The organism is Thiemannella venezuelensis (genome assembly GCF_014203605.1).
GTDB lineage: Bacteria > Actinomycetota > Actinomycetes > Streptosporangiales > Streptosporangiaceae > Planomonospora_A > Planomonospora_A venezuelensis.
In genome coordinates this window covers 80,252-95,283 of the sequence record NZ_JACHJJ010000014.1, presented here as the reverse complement: position 1 = coordinate 95,283, position 15,032 = coordinate 80,252, and the positions used below count along the sequence as shown (strand labels likewise).

10 protein-coding genes are annotated in these 15,032 nt (G+C 72.7%); 3 read left to right on the top strand and 7 right to left on the bottom strand.

The window, feature by feature from the left end; all coding sequences use genetic code 11:
• Nucleotides 1-3 precede the first annotated feature (3 nt).
• The 4 genes from lanKC to FHS22_RS20780 all read right to left on the bottom strand — a co-directional run bounded on the left by lanKC (nucleotide 4) and on the right by FHS22_RS20780 (nucleotide 6,787).
• Nucleotides 4-2,655: a class III lanthionine synthetase LanKC gene (gene lanKC / locus FHS22_RS20795; protein WP_184943960.1), complete on the bottom strand. Its 2,652-nt coding sequence runs from the start codon at nucleotides 2,653-2,655 to the stop codon at nucleotides 4-6.
• A gap of 139 nt (nucleotides 2,656-2,794) precedes the next feature.
• Nucleotides 2,795-3,568, bottom strand: coding sequence for a sensor histidine kinase (locus FHS22_RS20790; protein ID WP_184943958.1), 774 nt, complete (start codon nucleotides 3,566-3,568; stop codon nucleotides 2,795-2,797).
• A gap of 140 nt (nucleotides 3,569-3,708) precedes the next feature.
• Complete coding sequence (locus FHS22_RS20785) at nucleotides 3,709-4,422, bottom strand: M50 family metallopeptidase (RefSeq protein WP_184943957.1); 714 nt, start codon at nucleotides 4,420-4,422, stop codon at nucleotides 3,709-3,711.
• Nucleotides 4,423-4,579: 157 nt separating this feature from the next.
• Nucleotides 4,580-6,787 (bottom strand): thiamine pyrophosphate-dependent enzyme, encoded by a 2,208-nt coding sequence (locus FHS22_RS20780; protein WP_338047861.1) that lies wholly within the window; start codon nucleotides 6,785-6,787, stop codon nucleotides 4,580-4,582.
• 210 nt (nucleotides 6,788-6,997) lie between these two features.
• Between FHS22_RS20780 and FHS22_RS20775 the strand changes: the two genes are divergently transcribed.
• Nucleotides 6,998-8,368 carry a flagellar basal body-associated FliL family protein gene (locus FHS22_RS20775; protein ID WP_184943953.1) on the top strand — a complete coding sequence of 457 codons (1,371 nt, stop codon included), beginning with the start codon at nucleotides 6,998-7,000 and terminating at the stop codon, nucleotides 8,366-8,368.
• Between the two features lie 145 nt (nucleotides 8,369-8,513).
• On the opposite strand, the gene FHS22_RS20770 is transcribed toward FHS22_RS20775, so the two are convergent.
• The 3 genes from FHS22_RS20770 to FHS22_RS20760 all read right to left on the bottom strand — a co-directional run bounded on the left by FHS22_RS20770 (nucleotide 8,514) and on the right by FHS22_RS20760 (nucleotide 11,198).
• Nucleotides 8,514-9,368, bottom strand: coding sequence for an ABC transporter permease (locus FHS22_RS20770; protein WP_184943951.1), 855 nt, complete (start codon nucleotides 9,366-9,368; stop codon nucleotides 8,514-8,516).
• A gap of 23 nt (nucleotides 9,369-9,391) precedes the next feature.
• The gene (locus tag FHS22_RS20765; RefSeq protein WP_338047860.1) at nucleotides 9,392-10,417 is read right to left on the bottom strand and encodes an ATP-binding cassette domain-containing protein; all 1,026 of its coding nucleotides are present in this window, start codon (nucleotides 10,415-10,417) and stop codon (nucleotides 9,392-9,394) included.
• Nucleotides 10,418-10,589: 172 nt separating this feature from the next.
• Nucleotides 10,590-11,198, bottom strand: a complete 609-nt coding sequence (locus FHS22_RS20760; protein ID WP_338047859.1) for an SACE_7040 family transcriptional regulator — start codon at nucleotides 11,196-11,198, stop codon at nucleotides 10,590-10,592.
• 97 nt (nucleotides 11,199-11,295) lie between these two features.
• On the opposite strand from FHS22_RS20760, the gene FHS22_RS20755 reads away from it, so the two are divergent.
• A complete protein-coding gene (locus FHS22_RS20755; RefSeq protein ID WP_184943946.1) occupies nucleotides 11,296-12,903 on the top strand; it encodes a carboxyl transferase domain-containing protein in 1,608 nt (535 codons plus the stop codon).
• Nucleotides 12,904-12,911: 8 nt separating this feature from the next.
• Nucleotides 12,912-15,026: an acetyl/propionyl/methylcrotonyl-CoA carboxylase subunit alpha gene (locus FHS22_RS20750; RefSeq protein WP_377296612.1), complete on the top strand. Its 2,115-nt coding sequence runs from the start codon at nucleotides 12,912-12,914 to the stop codon at nucleotides 15,024-15,026.
• Nucleotides 15,027-15,032: the final 6 nt, after the last annotated feature.

Below are 15,032 nucleotides of genomic sequence, written 5' to 3'. Positions count from 1 at the left end.
TGTTCACACCTCCTTCGGTGTCTCGCCGGAGTTGGGCCGCCCGGCGTCGGTGTGCACAGGCCGTTCCGTGACCGTGGCGCCTGTGCCGCCGGGCGGCTGGACAAAGGGGAGGAACACCGGGCGCTCGTGCAGCGCGGTGCTCATCGCGAACAGGACTCCGGCCGTGCCGGTCGCGAAGTCCATGGAGAGTCTGAGCAACTGGTCGCCGGGGAACGCGAGCCCGCCGCCGCAGGACAGCGCGTGCCACTGCAGGCCGCGCAGCTGCTCGGCCAGGACGGAGCCGGTCCCGTCCGCCGCGGGTCCCAGCCCTCCGGCGAGGGCGGCGATCACCCCGCTCCGGCCGGCGAACAGGCCGGACTGCACGAAGAACCGTCCCAGGCCGACGCGCCGGCAGGCGTCGAGCGCGACCCGGAAGGACGCGTCCTCGCGGTGGGCCAGGTAGCGGGCCAGGACCAGGCCGACCCCCACGGAGCCCTCGTCGAGGTAGGGCAGCGTGCGCCAGCCCTGGTCGACCTGGAGCGTGCCGTCCCGGCCCGTCGTGCAACGCCGCAGGTCCTGGCGGAGGGCCACGGCCGCCCGGTCGAGCAGCGCCGGGTCACCGGTCCGCTCGTAGGCGTGGAGGAAGAGCAGGGCGACCCCTGCCGAGCCGTGCATGAGGCCCGCGCGGGGGTTGGCTCCGCCGCTGGTCTCCGGCACGTCCTCGGGCCCGCCGAGGCGGTCGGCGCAGATGCCGGCGATCCGCAGGGCCGTGTCCGCGAAGGCGGGCTCATCGGCGGTGCCGGCCAGGTGGAGCAGGTTCAGCGCGATCCCGGAGAGTCCCCCGAACAGGCTCAGGTCCAGGCTCTCCCACTTCTCGTCCAGCCGGCCGGCCACGAGGCCGACGGCGTCCTGGCGGTGGCCGAGCAGGTCCAGGACATGGGCGATGCCGTGCAGCCCGTTGTAGAACCCGAGGGGAGCGCCCCGCCCGAGAGAGCGTGCCCGCCGGCGCAGCCACGCCTCGTGCTCGGGGAGGCGCTCCGCTCCGGCCCTGTCCAGGGCGTAGAGCACGCCCGCCGCGCCGTAGGCGAAACCGAGGCCTCCGCCGGGCTCGAACTGGGCCGGGTCGCCGGGGAAGAGCCGATCGTCGCGGCCGGGGGTGGCGCTGGACAGGATGGCCCGGACCATCGCCTCCCGGAGGCGCGGCCACTCGTCGCGGCCCGGCCGGGGCGTCCGCGACGGGGCCACCGGCCCGCCGTCCGCGGCGGGACCGCCCGTGATGACGGTGATCGCCTCTTCGACGACCCCTTCCGGGACGGGGAAGGTGCGTGCGATGAGCTCGGCCAGGTGGTGCGCCTTCGACCCGTCGAGCGGAAGCATGATCGTCAGCTGGGGGGCGAACAGCCCGAGGCAGAGGCAGGCCATCGCGTAGGCGTCGACGTCGAGGCCCCGGCGGTCGCGCGGCGCGGCGAACGCCGGGTGGGCGAGGGCGGCGCGTCCGCGGTCCTCGGCGAGGGTGGCCACCTCGTAGTCGATGAGGACCAGGCGGCCCTGCGGGGTGAGAAGGATGTTGTTCGGGTGCAGGTCGCCGAAGACCACTCCGCGCCCGTGCAGGGAGCCGAGGGCCTGCCGGACCCTGGGCAGCACGTCGAGCACCCAGGCGGTGTAGTCGTCGAGGTCCTCCTGCCGGCAGTCCGCCCGGGTCAGGGGGTACCTCTGCAGCAGGAGTCGTTGCAGAGGGTTGCCGTCCACGAACTCCTGGACCAGGAAGCGGTGCTCTCCCACGGAGAAGTGGTCCAGCAGGGCGGGCACCGCCGGCAGGCCGGACAACCGCTCCAGCATGTCCCGCTCGTGCGCGAGCCTCGCCACGGCGTCCCGGCCCGCGACGTCGAGCCCCGCGTGCGGCCGGGCCTCCTTCAGCACCACGCGCTCACCGGTGCGCGTGTCCCGGCCCAGATAGACGCCGCCGCCGTTCGAGAACTGCATGACGCTCTCGATCGTGTACGGCAGGCCCTCGACGGTGACCGCGTTCCGGGCCGTGAGGTGGGGCTGGAGGAACGCCGGCAGCGTCACCCAGGCGGGGGTGCTGAAAACAGGCCCCCGGACGTCCGGAACCAGGTTTCCCTCGCCGTCCTCGACGGCCAGCGCCATCTCGCCGTTCCCGTCCAGGCAGTGGCGCGGGAAGAAGCCGCCGTACCGGACGAACAGCGGGCCGTCGCCGTAGCGCAGGTCGCTGAGGACGTAGGGCCCCTCGATCCCGTGGAGCAGGACATCGAGATCCTTGAGCACCGGCTCCAGCCGGTCGTCGTCCTCGGGATAGATCGTCACGAGTTTGCCGCTGGAGCCGCGCGCCGCCGCCTTGGAGTTCAGCATCGTCATGACCGGCAGGCTCCGCAGGAACTTGAAGGCGATGCCCCGCGGCACGCAGTAGTCCCACACCGCTTCCAGAGCGCGTTCGGCGTCCCGGGCGCACGCGGAGACATGGATCTTCCAGCCCTGCGCCGGGGCGGGCCAGTCGAGCGGGGCGTAGTGCAGCCACGTGTCGGTCCGCTGGTGAGCCCAGCCGTCGGGGACCTCCCGGCCGGCGAGCGGGAAGTCCGGATGGTCGTTCCCGCCGCCGTCGAGGGTGTCATAAAAGAACGGGTCCGCTAGGCAGTAAAGCTCGTACCGGTCATTCACGGTGATCTCCTCGATGTCCTTCACGGAAAACGATCGCGGACCCGCCGGGAGATTCCTAGTTACAATTTCAATCGATCATATGTGTAAAATTCACTGAACCATGCGTGAAGTAGGGCGCGGAAATTGATGTGAGTGGGGATCAGGCGGGGCGGTCGAGGGGGGCCTCGGCGACGAGGCGGAACCAGCCGTCCTCGTCCACGGCGGTCCAGGCGGCGCCCCCGACCGCGGCCATCCGCTGCCGGAGGTTCTCCAGGCCGCCGGGCGGCGCCGGAGCGGCGGCGCGGGCCCGGCCGGACGGGTCCGGACCGGTGGCGGGCGGCCGTCCGGTGCCGGGAGCCCGCGGGCCTCCGGGGCCGGGGACGCCGTCGTTGGCGACGGTCAGCCGGATCCGGCCTTCACGGCAGGTCGTCTCGATCATGCACTTCCCGGCCGAGCTGTGCCGTAGCAGGTTGGTGACGCCCTCGCGCACGACGGCGCCCAGCGCCGCGCTCAGGGGTGCGGGCAGGCCGGTGGCGTCCACCCGCGTCACGCAGTCGACGTCCAGGCTCGCCAGCAGTTGCTCCGCCCGCAGTGCCTCCCCGTCCAGGAGCGGCTGCAGGACGCCCCTGGAAGCGTTCCGGACGGCGTGCGCGGCATGCCGCAGCGCCTGGAGCGCCTCGCCCAGTTCCTCGCTCACGTACGGGTCTCCGGCGGCGCGCCGGTAGGCCGTCTCGCTCCTGATCGAGGCCAGCCAGAGCCAGTGGCCCACCAGATCGTGCATGTCCCGGGCGAATTCCTCGCGGGTCCGCGCGGCCGCCGCGTCCCGCTCGGCCGTGAGCCGCGCGATCCGCAGGGTGAGACGGAATATGACGGCGAGGGCCACGGCGAGGGCGAAGAATGCGACCGTCGCCGGAATGTTGGTCTGGTCGGCCATTGACTGCCTAACGGCAAAAAGGCGGGTTCCGCCTGGCCATGCAATCAATTGCCTGAATATTTGTCAATATAATGTGGAGTCGGTGCACGGTGTTATGCCGGACCGGCCGCCGCGGTCCGCGAATCGGGAGGACGCGCTCCTCAGAGCGGCAGGAGGGACAGCGGAACCAGCAGGTAGGCGCCGCCCGCCAGGGAGGCGGCCGCGACCAGCAGGAACAGCAGCACCCAGAACCCCGCGGGCAGGAAGGTGAGCCGGCCGAGCTGGTCGGCGTCGGAGTCGGGCACGTGGCCGTGACTGCGCTTGCGCCGCAGTTCCAGGATCGGCCGGACGCCGCCGAACAGCAGGAACCACACCGCCAGGTAGGCGATGACCGCGTCCACGTCCGGCGGGGCGTACCAGGTGAGTGCGGCGATCGCGCCGCCGGTGGCCAGCAGGCTCACCACTCCGAACAGGTTGCGGATCAGCAGCAGCATGCAGACCAGCAGCGCGATGATGACCGCGATGAGCACGGCCACGTAGCCGGAGGCGGTCAGCCACGCCCCGCCCAGCCCCAGCAGGGACGGGGCGACGTAGCCCGCGGCGGCGGTCAGGACCATCCCCGGGCCGGTGGGCCTGCCCCGGGTCAGCGTGACGCCCGAGGTGTCGGAGTGCAGCCGGATGCCCTGCAGCTTGCGCCGGGTGAGCAGCGCCATCAGGGCGTGCCCGCCCTCGTGCGCGATCGTGATCAGCCCGCGGGAGAGCTGCCAGGAGGTGGACCACGCCACCACGGCCAGCGCGGACAGGGCGGACAGCAGCACGACCCATGCGGGCGGCCCGGGCTGGGCCGTGGTCAGGGTCACCCAGACCTCGGACAACGATCACTTCTCCTTGCGGACATTCCGGAACAGCGGAGCACAGCGTCCCACGACATCGCCTCCGGTGGCGACAGCCGGGAGGCGCCGGGCATCCGCCGGGACCCACCCGGGAGCCCATCCGGTGAACGGAGGAACGCCCGCCGGCGTTCCGGAGGGCTCAGCCGAGGAGCTTGCGGGCGGCCTCCTCGATCTCGTCCTCGGAGAGCAGCACGTGCTTGGCGGCGTCGCCCAGCGGGACGAAGCTGTCGGCGGAGGTCACCCGGGCGATCTTCCCGGTGAACCCGGCGTCCAGCAGCTCGGCGACGATCCCCTCGGAGACGCCGCCGGTGCGGCGGGTCTCGTCGGCGATCAGCACCTTGCCGGTCAGCTCCGCGGCGCGCAGCAGGTCCTCCACCGGCAGCGGGGAGAGCCAGCGCAGGTCGAGGACCCGGCAGCTGTAGCCCTCGACGGTGAGCCTGACGGCCGCGCGCAGGCTCATCCGCACGCCGTTGCCGAAGGTCACGATGGTCAGGTCGCGGCCGTCGCCGTAGCTGCGGGCACGGCCGACCGGGACGTGCGTCTCCGCCCACCGGGCCGGCGGGGCGTACGGCGCCAGCCAGCCGTTGTCGCCGTCGTCGAACATGTCCCGGGTGTTGTAGAGGGCGATCGGCTCCAGGAAGACGCAGACGCTGCCGTCGACGCGGGCGGCGGCCAGGCAGGTGCGCAGCATGGAGGCCGCGTCGTCGGGCCGGGCCGGGGAGGCGATGACCAGGCCGGGGATGTCGCGCAGCGCGGCGACCGAGCTGTCGTTGTGGAAGTGGCCCCCGAAGCCCTTCTGGTAGGCGTAGGAGGCGACGCGCACCACCATCGGGTTGCGGAAGGCGCCGCGGGAGAAGAACGGCAGGGTCGCCGCCTCGCCCCGGATCTGGTCCAGGGCGTTGTGCAGGTAGGCGAGGTACTGGATCTCGGGGACCGGCACCAGGCCGGACACGCCGGAGCCGAGGGCCAGGCCGAGCACGGCCTGCTCGTCCAGGAGCGTGTCGAACACCCGCCCGGCGCCGAAGCGCTTCTGCAGGCCGCGGGTGACGCCGTAGACGCCGCCCTTGCGGGCCACGTCCTCGCCGAAGACCAGCACGTCGGGGTGGGCGGCCAGCGTGTCGGCGAGGGTCCGGTTGATCGCCTGGGAGAGGGTCAGCGGGCCTTCCTGCTCGGGCGGCCTGCCGCCGAAGGCCTTCTCCCGCGAGGTCGACGCCACCGCGCTGGCCGGGGCGACGGCCTCGGGCCTGCGCGGGGCCAGCGGCTGCACGATGTCGGTGGCGGAGGTCAGGCGCGGGCGCCGGGAGCTCTCCATGGCCATCTTGAGCAGGTGCTCCCGCGTCGCCTCGTAACGGGCGAGCAGTTCGTCGGGGGTGGCCAGGCCCGCCTCGACGAGCAGCCGGGCGGTCGCCACCAGCGGGTCGCGCTCCAGGTCGGCGTTGATCTCCCGCTTGGCCCGGTAGGAGAGCTCCACGTCCGAGCCGGCGTGGCCCATCAGCCGGACGGTGCTGACGTGCAGGAAGGCGGGGGAGCGGTGGGTGCGGACGTGCTCGGCGGCGACCCGCGCCACGTCGTGCACGTCGGCCAGGTCGCAGCCGTCGGCCTCGAAGTACTCCAGCAGGGGGTGGCGGGCGGCCTCCACCCATCCGCTGGGGGTCCGCACGCTGATGCCCAGCCCGTTGTCCTCGCACACGAACAGGATCGGCAGGCCCAGGCCCTGGTAGGAGCCGTAGGCGGCGGTGTTGAGGCCGGACAGGGCACTGGCGTGGTTGACCGAGGCGTCGCCGAAGCTGCACACCGCGATCGCGTCCTGGGGCCACGCGCCCGGCACGCCGAGCTGGCGGGCGCGCTCGATGGCGAAGGCCACGCCCACCGCGCGCGGCAGGTGGCTGGCGATCGTGGAGGTCTGCGGGATCACCGCCAGATCCGGGTGGCCGAAGACCTTGTGGCGGCCGCCCGCGATCGGCTCCTCCGCGGCGGCCACCAGGCCGAGCAGCACGTCGCGCAGACCCTCCTCGGGAAGCCGGCCGGCCATCGCCGACCTGGTCAGGTAGAAGGCGCCGGAGCGGTAGTGCAGCAGGGCCGGGTCGGTCGTGCGCAGGGCCGCGGCGACGGCCGCGTTGCCCTCGTGCCCCGCCGAGCCGATGGTGTAGAAGCCTTCGCCCTTCTCCCGCAGCCAGCGGGCGGTCACGTCCAGCAGGCGGCTGCCGAGCTGCAGGTCGAACAGCTCCCTGCAGCGGGCCCCGGTCAGGCCCGTGCCGTCGCGCACCGGCAGGGCCGGGTCGCGCGGGGCACCGGGGGCCAGGGCCGCCACCGTCTGGGCGAAGTGGGTCTCAACAACGTCGCGCACCACAGGCTCGATTATGTCCCCGGAAGGCGGTCCCGTCGCCACCCTTGGCCGCATTGCTTCGACGGATCTCATGGATCGGTCCTATTCGACAGTTATTAATAACAATTTGTCAGATCTACGATCCGTTTGCCCCGTATAGGCGTCTACTTGGGAGAACGACGTGGCACCCTCAATGCCGCGTGAATCAACCGGGAAGGACGGCAGACCCGAATGGTGAAACGCATTCGTGTCGCCGTCGTGGCGGCAGCGGGCTGCGCGACTCTGGTCGCGGGCCCGGTCACGGCGGCATCAGCGGGGGCGACCGCCCCCGCCGTCACGGCGGTCTCGGTCAACCCCTCGCCCGTCGTGGTCACGGGCGGGGAGACGGTGAAGGTCGCCTTCACCGCCGAGACCTCGGACACGGCCACCCAGGTCGTCGGCTGGATGACTCCTCCGGTCGGCGCCAGGACCCAGTTCAACCTCGTGAAGACCGACGACCTGGGGGCGGGCAAGGCCCGCTGGAAGTACACCAAGGACGTCGACCGGCAGTTCGCTCCGGGCAGATGGAACTTCACCGCGGCCGTCGACTCCGGCGGCAGCGGCGGCAGGACCGAGGCCTTCACGGTCAAGCAGGTCTACCAGACCGACTTCGACGACATCGCGGCCAGGCCCTCGGCCGTCCGCGAGGGAGAGCGGATCACCCTCGGCGGAGTGCTCAGGCAGAACACCGCGAGCGGCTGGGGCGCACTGGCCGGCGTCAAGGTGCACCTCGCCTTCCGCCCGCTGGGAGGCTCCTACACCCGGCTCCCGGTCAGCGACGGGACCGACTCCAAGGGCAGGTTCGAGCTGACGGCCCGGGCGTTCAAGACCGGCCACTGGCGTGCCGAGTACGACGGCTCGGCCACCGCGCTCTCCGCCAAGAGCGAGACGGACCGCGTGGACGTCAGGGGCAGGACCCTACACAGCAGGATCGTCGACTTCGACGCCGGGCCCGACCCGGTCGACGAGGGCGACAGGCTGAGCGTGCGCGGCACCCTGCAGGTCGACGGCAAGCACGGCTGGGAGGGTTACAAGGGCCAGAAGGTCGCCATCCTGTTCCGGGCCGACGGCTCGCACCGGTGGGACCACGTCTCCAACGACTGGACCGACCACCGCGGGCGCTTCGGCGTCGACGTCACCGCCGAGCGCTCCGGGCACTGGCGTGCCGAGTTCGCCGGTAACGACGGCGTCGAGGGCGACGGCAGCCACGCCGAGCACGTGACGGTCCGCAAGCCCGAGCCGGACCGCGCCGACAGCCGGGTGATCAAGTTCAACGCCTCGCCGGAGCCGGGCCGCTACGGCCGCTACCTGAAGTTCCGCGGCGCGCTCCAGGTCCGCGACGACTGGGGCTGGGACGGCCACCGCGCCAAGGTCGGGCTGTACTTCAAGCCCAAGGGCTCGCACAAGTGGTACTTCGTGAAGACCACGTGGTCCACCGGGAGCGGCAAGCTCTCCACCAAGGCCAAGGCCTACAACTCGGGTTACTGGAAATTCGTCTTCAAGGGTGACGAGGACTTCTACGGCGACTCCAGCCGGAGCGACTACGTCCGCGTCAGGCGCTGACGGACCCGGGCCCGCCCTCTCACGAGGATTCGGTGAGGACGGGCCCGGCGGAGAACGGCGGCCCGGGTGCTCGAGCACCCGGGCCGTCCCCGTCTCCGCCGCCCGTCCCCCGGGGACGGGCGGCCGTGCCGTACCGCCGCGGGGGTCAGTCGCTCCGGCGGAACTGGGCGACCGCCACCCCCAGCAGGGCGGCGCCGATCAAGGCGACCAGGCCGAGCTCCACCGGGACCGGGACCTGCCAGCCGAACCAGCGCACGCCCGGGTTGAGCACGGCGTCCACCTGCGCGGGCACGTCCAGGCGGGCGAAGACCGCCTGGCGCATCGGGTCGACCGCGTAGGTGAGCGGGTTCACCGTGGTCAGCACGTGCAGCCAGGAGGGCAGGCCGGCCAGCGGGAACATCGCCCCGGACAGGAACATCATCGGCATGACGGCCATCTGCATCAGGCCGAAGAAGGTCTGCATGTTCTTCATCCGCGCCGCGAGCGTGACGCCGAACGCGGTGATGGTGAACGCCGCCAGGAACATCTCCGCCAGAAGCGTCAGCATCAGCAGCGGGTCGTACGGCACGCCGACCAGCCCGGCCAGGGCCAGGATCACGACGCCCTGCCCGACCGCGACCAGCGCCCCGCCCAGGCACTTGCCCACCACGATCGCGCCCCGGCTGACCGGGGCGACCAGCATCTCGCGCAGGAACCCGAACTCCCGGTCCCACACGATGGAGCCGGCCGAGAACATCGCGGTCATGATGACCGTCATCGCGATCATCCCGGGGTACATGAACGTGCGGTAGTCGATCCCCGGGATCGCCCCCTGGGCCAGGGAGCCGAACCCGGTGCCCATCACGAACAGCCAGAGCACCGGCTGGACCAGCATCGAGAGCATGCGGGTGCGGTCGTTGACGAACCGCAGCATCTCCCGGTGGAGCACGACCTTGACCGCTCGCAGGTCGTGTCCGGCGGTGCGCAGCGGGACCCGCACGCTCACCACGTCGGTGGCCATCGCCTTCTCCTCTCGCGCCGGGCTCAGCGGCGGGCCATGGCCCGCATCCAGGCGTTCGCCGAGCCCTCGGCCTCGGCGTCGCGGATGGTCGAGCCGGTGTAGGACATGAACACGTCGTCGAGGGAGGGCCGCGAGACGCTCACCGAGCGGATCGGCACGCCCAGTTCGGCGAAGAGCCGGGGCACGAACTGCTCGCCCGAGGCGACCGCGAACGTCACCTGGCCCTCGCGGACCGCGGCCTCCAGGCCGAAGCGGTCGCGGAGCGCGGCGATCGCGGCGGTGTCGTCGGCGGTCTGGATCTGGACCCGGTCCTCGCCGACGCTCGCCTTGAGCGCCTCGGGGGAGTCGATCACGACGATCTCCCCGTGGTCGATGATCGCGATGCGGTCGCAGAACTCGGCCTCGTCCATGTAGTGCGTCGTCATGAAGATCGTGATGTCCTCGGCGTGCCGGAGCCGGTTGATGTAGCCCCAGATCGCCGAGCGGGTCTGCGGGTCCAGGCCGACGGTCGGCTCGTCCAGGAAGAGCACCCTGGGGGAGTGCAGCAGTCCCCTGGCGATCTCCAGGCGGCGCTTCATGCCGCCGGAGAAGTTCTGCACCTTGTCGCCCTTGCGGTCCCACAGGGCGACCATCTCCATCACCTGCCGGATGCGGTCGCCCACCAGGGCCTTCGGCACGCCGTACAGCTCGGCGTGGAACCTGAGGTTCTGCTCGGCGGTCAGGTAGCCGTCCAGCGTCGGGTCCTGGAAGACCAGCCCGATGTTGCGCCGCACCGCGTCGCGCTCGCGCACCACGTCGTGCCCGGCGACCGCGGCCGAGCCGCCCGTGGGGTCGGCGAGCGTGCAGAGCATGCTGATCGTGGTGGTCTTGCCCGCGCCGTTCGGCCCCAGGAAGCCGAACACCTCGCCCGGGGCCACCTCGAAGTCGACGCCCTTGACGGCCTCGACCTTCCCGTACGTCTTCGTGAGGCCCCTGACGGCCACCGCCGGTTCGCCCATCGTCACCCGTTCTCCCACCCCGCCCGCCGCCGGGCCGGTATGCCGGTACATGCGGCTGCGTCTGATTCTTCTCCGCGGACCGGCCTCCCGTCCCGTCGTTGCCCGCAGGGCGAAATATGTCGAATATCGCGATAAGTCAAAGATATATCTATAAACATGGCAGGGCAATGCCCGGATGTGGTGTTAATGATCCATAACCTGGGCTGCCGCCGGGGGCCCGCCCTCAGCGCGTGACCGCGTCCCGGCCGAGGGCTCCGGCGAGCGCCGCGCGGGCCATGTCCCGCAGCAGCGGGGCCATCGCCTCGGCGGGGAGCTCGCCCGCGCTGTGCGGGGTGGAGTTGAGCAGCCCGAAGACCGCGTGGGTGGCGGCGCGCAGCCGCGACGGCGCGCAGCGGGGGTAGAGCTCGCTCAGCACCGTGACCCACTCCTCGACGTACAGGCGCTGGAGCCGGCGGATCTGCCGGCGGGCCGGCTCGGGGACGTTGCCGAGCTCGCGGTCGTGCACGGTGATGAGCGCGGGATGGCCCAGCGCGAACTCGACCTGCCCGGCCAGCAGCGCGTCCAGGGCCTGCTCGGCGTCGGGGGCGGCGGTGACCCGGGCGGCCCCCGAGGCGTGCAGGCGCTCGCTGACGTCCAGCAGCATCTCGGCCAGCAGCGCCTCCTTGCCGCTGAAGTGCCGGTACAGGGCGGGACCCGAGGTGCCGACCGCCGCGCCGATCTCCTCGATGGACACGCCGTGGAAGCCGCGTGCCGCGAACAGCCGGGCGGCGGCGTCCAGGATCTCCGTGCGCCGTGACCCGCGATTGCGGGTAGGGGTCTGGGCAGTCGTCACCCTCGCATGGTAGACGGTGGCGTTAATGATGACTAACATCGCCAACGGAGTTAGTGACCGTTAACCCCGGCGACGGAGCCGGGTGGAGGGGGCCTGCATGAGTGGCTGGCCGGTGCTGAGGAGCACCTGCGACCCGGGCGGCGAGGGGTTCAAGGCGAACGCCGCCAGCAACGAGCGGCTCGCCGCCGAGCTGCGCGAGCGTGTCGCGGACGCCGCGCTGGGCGGCCCGGAGCGGGCGCGGACCCGGCACGTCGCGCGCGGCAAGCTGCTGCCCCGCGACCGGGTGGACACCCTGCTCGACCCCGGCTCGCGGTTCCTGGAGCTCTCCCAGCTCGCCGCCACCGGCCTGTACGGCGGCGAGGCCCCCGCCGCCGGGATCATCACCGGCGTCGGCCGCGTCTCCGGCCGCGAGTGCGTGGTCGTCGCCAACGACGCCACCGTCAAGGGCGGCACCTACTACCCGGTCACGGTCAAGAAGCACCTGCGGGCCCAGGAGATCGCCCTCCACAACAACCTGCCGTGCGTCTACCTCGTCGACTCCGGCGGCGCGTTCCTGCCGAAGCAGGACGAGGTCTTCCCCGACCGCGAGCACTTCGGCCGGATCTTCTACAACCAGGCCACCATGTCGGCGCGGGGCATCCCGCAGATCGCCGCGGTCCTCGGCTCCTGCACCGCGGGCGGCGCCTACGTCCCGGCGATGAGCGACGAGGCGGTCATCGTCCGCGGCCAGGGCACGATCTTCCTGGGCGGCCCGCCGCTGGTGAAGGCCGCCACCGGCGAGGAGGTCACCGCAGAGGAACTGGGCGGCGGCGATCTGCACGCCCGCGTCAGCGGCGTCACCGACCACCTCGCCGAGGACGACGCGCACGCGCTGCGGATCGTCCGCGACATCGTCTCGACCCTCGGCCCCCGGCCGCCCGCGCCATGGGAGCGCGCCGCCCCGGAGGAACCGCTCCACGACCCCCGCGACCTGTACGGCATCGTGCCCGCCGACACCCGCACGCCGTACGACGTCCGCGAGGTCATCGCCCGCATCGTCGACGGCAGCCGGTTCGGCGAGTTCAAGGCCGAGTACGGCGCCACGCTCGTCACCGGTTTCGCCCGGATCCACGGCCACCCCGTCGGGATCATCGCCAACAACGGCATCCTGTTCGCCGAGTCCGCGCTCAAGGGCGCGCACTTCATCGAGCTGTGCGACCGCCGCAACATCCCGCTGCTCTTCCTGCAGAACATCAGCGGCTTCATGGTCGGCAAGGCGTACGAGGCCGGCGGCATCGCCAAGCACGGCGCCAAGATGGTCACCGCCGTCGCCTGCGCCCGGGTGCCCAAGTTCACCGTCGTCATCGGCGGCTCGTTCGGCGCGGGCAACTACGCCATGGCCGGGCGCGCCTACTCGCCCCGCTTCCTGTGGATGTGGCCGGGCGCGCGCATCTCGGTGATGGGCGGCGAGCAGGCCGCCAACGTGCTGGCCACCGTCCGCCGCGACCAGCTCGGCGACGCCTGGAGCGCGCAGGAGGAAGAGGAGTTCAAACGGCCCGTCCGCGAGCAGTACGAGGACCAGGGCAACCCCTACTACTCCACCGCCCGCCTGTGGGACGACGGCGTCATCGACCCGCTCGACACCCGCACCGTCCTGGGCCTGGCCCTGTCCGCCTCGGCCAACGCCCCCCTCGACCCCGTCGGCTACGGCGTCTTCCGGATGTGACCGCGACCATGACCAGCTCACCGACCGCCCCTCCCGCGATGTTCCACACCGTCCTCATCGCCAACCGGGGCGAGATCGCCCTGCGGATCATCCGCACCCTCCGCCGGCTGGGCGTGCGCTCCGTCGCGGTGTACAGCGACGCCGACGCCGGGGCCCGGCACACCCGCGAGGCCGACGTCGCGGTCCGGCTGCCCGGCGGCTACCTCGACGTCGAGGCCGTCGTCGGGGCCGCCGCGGTCACCGGCGCCCAGGCCGTCCACCCCGGCTACGGCTTCCTGGCGGAGAACACCGCCTTCGCCCGGCGCTGCGCCGAGGCCGGGCTGGTCTTCGTCGGGCCGCCCGCGGAGGCCGTCGAGGCCATGGGCGACAAGATCCGCGCCAAGGCGACCGTCTCGGCGGCCGGGGTGCCGGTCGTCCCCGGCGCGGCCGAGCCGGACGACGACCTGCTCACCGCGGACATCGGCTTCCCCGCGCTGATCAAGCCCTCGGCGGGCGGCGGAGGCAAGGGCATGGTGCTGGTCCGCTCCGCCGCCGAGCTGCCGGACGCCCTGGCGTCCGCCCGCCGTACGGCCGCCGCCGCGTTCGGCGACGCGACCCTGCTGATCGAGCGGTTCGTGGAGAACCCCCGGCACATCGAGATCCAGGTGCTCGCCGACGCCCACGGCAACGTCGTCCATCTGGGCGAGCGCGAGTGCAGCCTGCAGCGCCGCCACCAGAAGATCGTCGAGGAGGCGCCGTCCCCGCTGCTAGACGAGGAGACCCGGGCCCGGATGGGTGCGGCGGCGGTGGAGGCCGCCCGGTCCGTCGGCTACGTCGGGGCCGGGACGGTGGAGTTCATCGTCCAGGGCGCCACGGCCGACTACTACTTCATGGAGATGAACACCCGCCTGCAGGTCGAGCACCCGGTCACCGAGATGGTCACCGGCCTGGACCTGGTCGAGCTCCAGCTCCGGGTGGCGGCGGGCGAGCCGCTCCCGGTCACCCAGGACGGGGTACGGCTCCGCGGCCACGCCGTCGAGGCCCGCGTCTACGCCGAGGACCCGTCCCGCGGCTTCCTCCCGACCGGCGGCCGCATCCTCGCCCTCCACGAGCCCGGCGCCCCGGGGGCGGCCGGTCCCGCCTTCCCGAGCGCCCCCGGCACCCCGGGCGGATCCGGAACCTCATCGTCCGGGGTGGTCCGGGTCGACTCCGGCCTCGCGGTCGGCGGGACGGTCGGCAGCGACTACGACCCGATGCTGTCGAAGGTCATCGCCTGGGGGCCGGACCGGGCGAGCGCGCTGCGCACCCTCGACGGCGCCCTCGCCGCGACGACCGTCCTGGGCGTGACCACGAACATCGCCTTCCTGCGGGCGCTGGTCACCCACCCGGAGGTGGCGGCGGGCGACCTCGACACCGGTCTGGTCGAGCGCCGCCTCGACGACCTGCTCCCCGCCGCGGGCACGCCGGAGGACGTCCTGGCCGCCGCGGCCCTGCTCCTCCAGTACGAGCGGGTGCCCGCCGCCCCGGCCGACCCGTGGGACGTGCCCGACGGCTGGCGCCCCGGCGCCCCGGCGGCGTGGACCGCCTGGCGGCTGGAGGGCCGCGGCGGCGTGGCGGAGATCGGTGTGCGCGGCCTGCCCGCCTCCGGAGCCGAGGTCCGGCTGCCCGTGCAGGACGCCGGCGACCGCACGGAACCGGCCGGCGGCGGCCGTGCGGAACCGGCGGTCAGGACCCTTCGGGCGCGGCTGGAGCGCGACGGATCCGGGCTGCTCGTCACCCTCGACGGGGTACGGCGGCGCTACGCGCTCGCCCGCGACGGCGACGCGGTCTGGCTCGGCCGGGACGGGAACGCCTGGCTGCTCACCCGCCACCACCTCGGCGACCCCGGGGACCGGGCGGGCGCGGCCGGGGCCGGGGACGGCGTGGTCCGCAGCCCGATGCCCGGCACGGTCCTCGTGGTGAAGGCGGCCGCCGGGGACCGGGTCGAGGAGGGGCAGCCGCTGGTCATCGTCGAGGCGATGAAGATGGAGCACACCGTGACCGCGCCGGTCGGGGGAGTGGTCGCCGAGCTGCAGGTCCGCGCCGGTCAGGCGGTCGACATGGACGCCGTCCTGGCCGTCGTCCGGCCGGAGGAGGCGCCGTGACCGCGT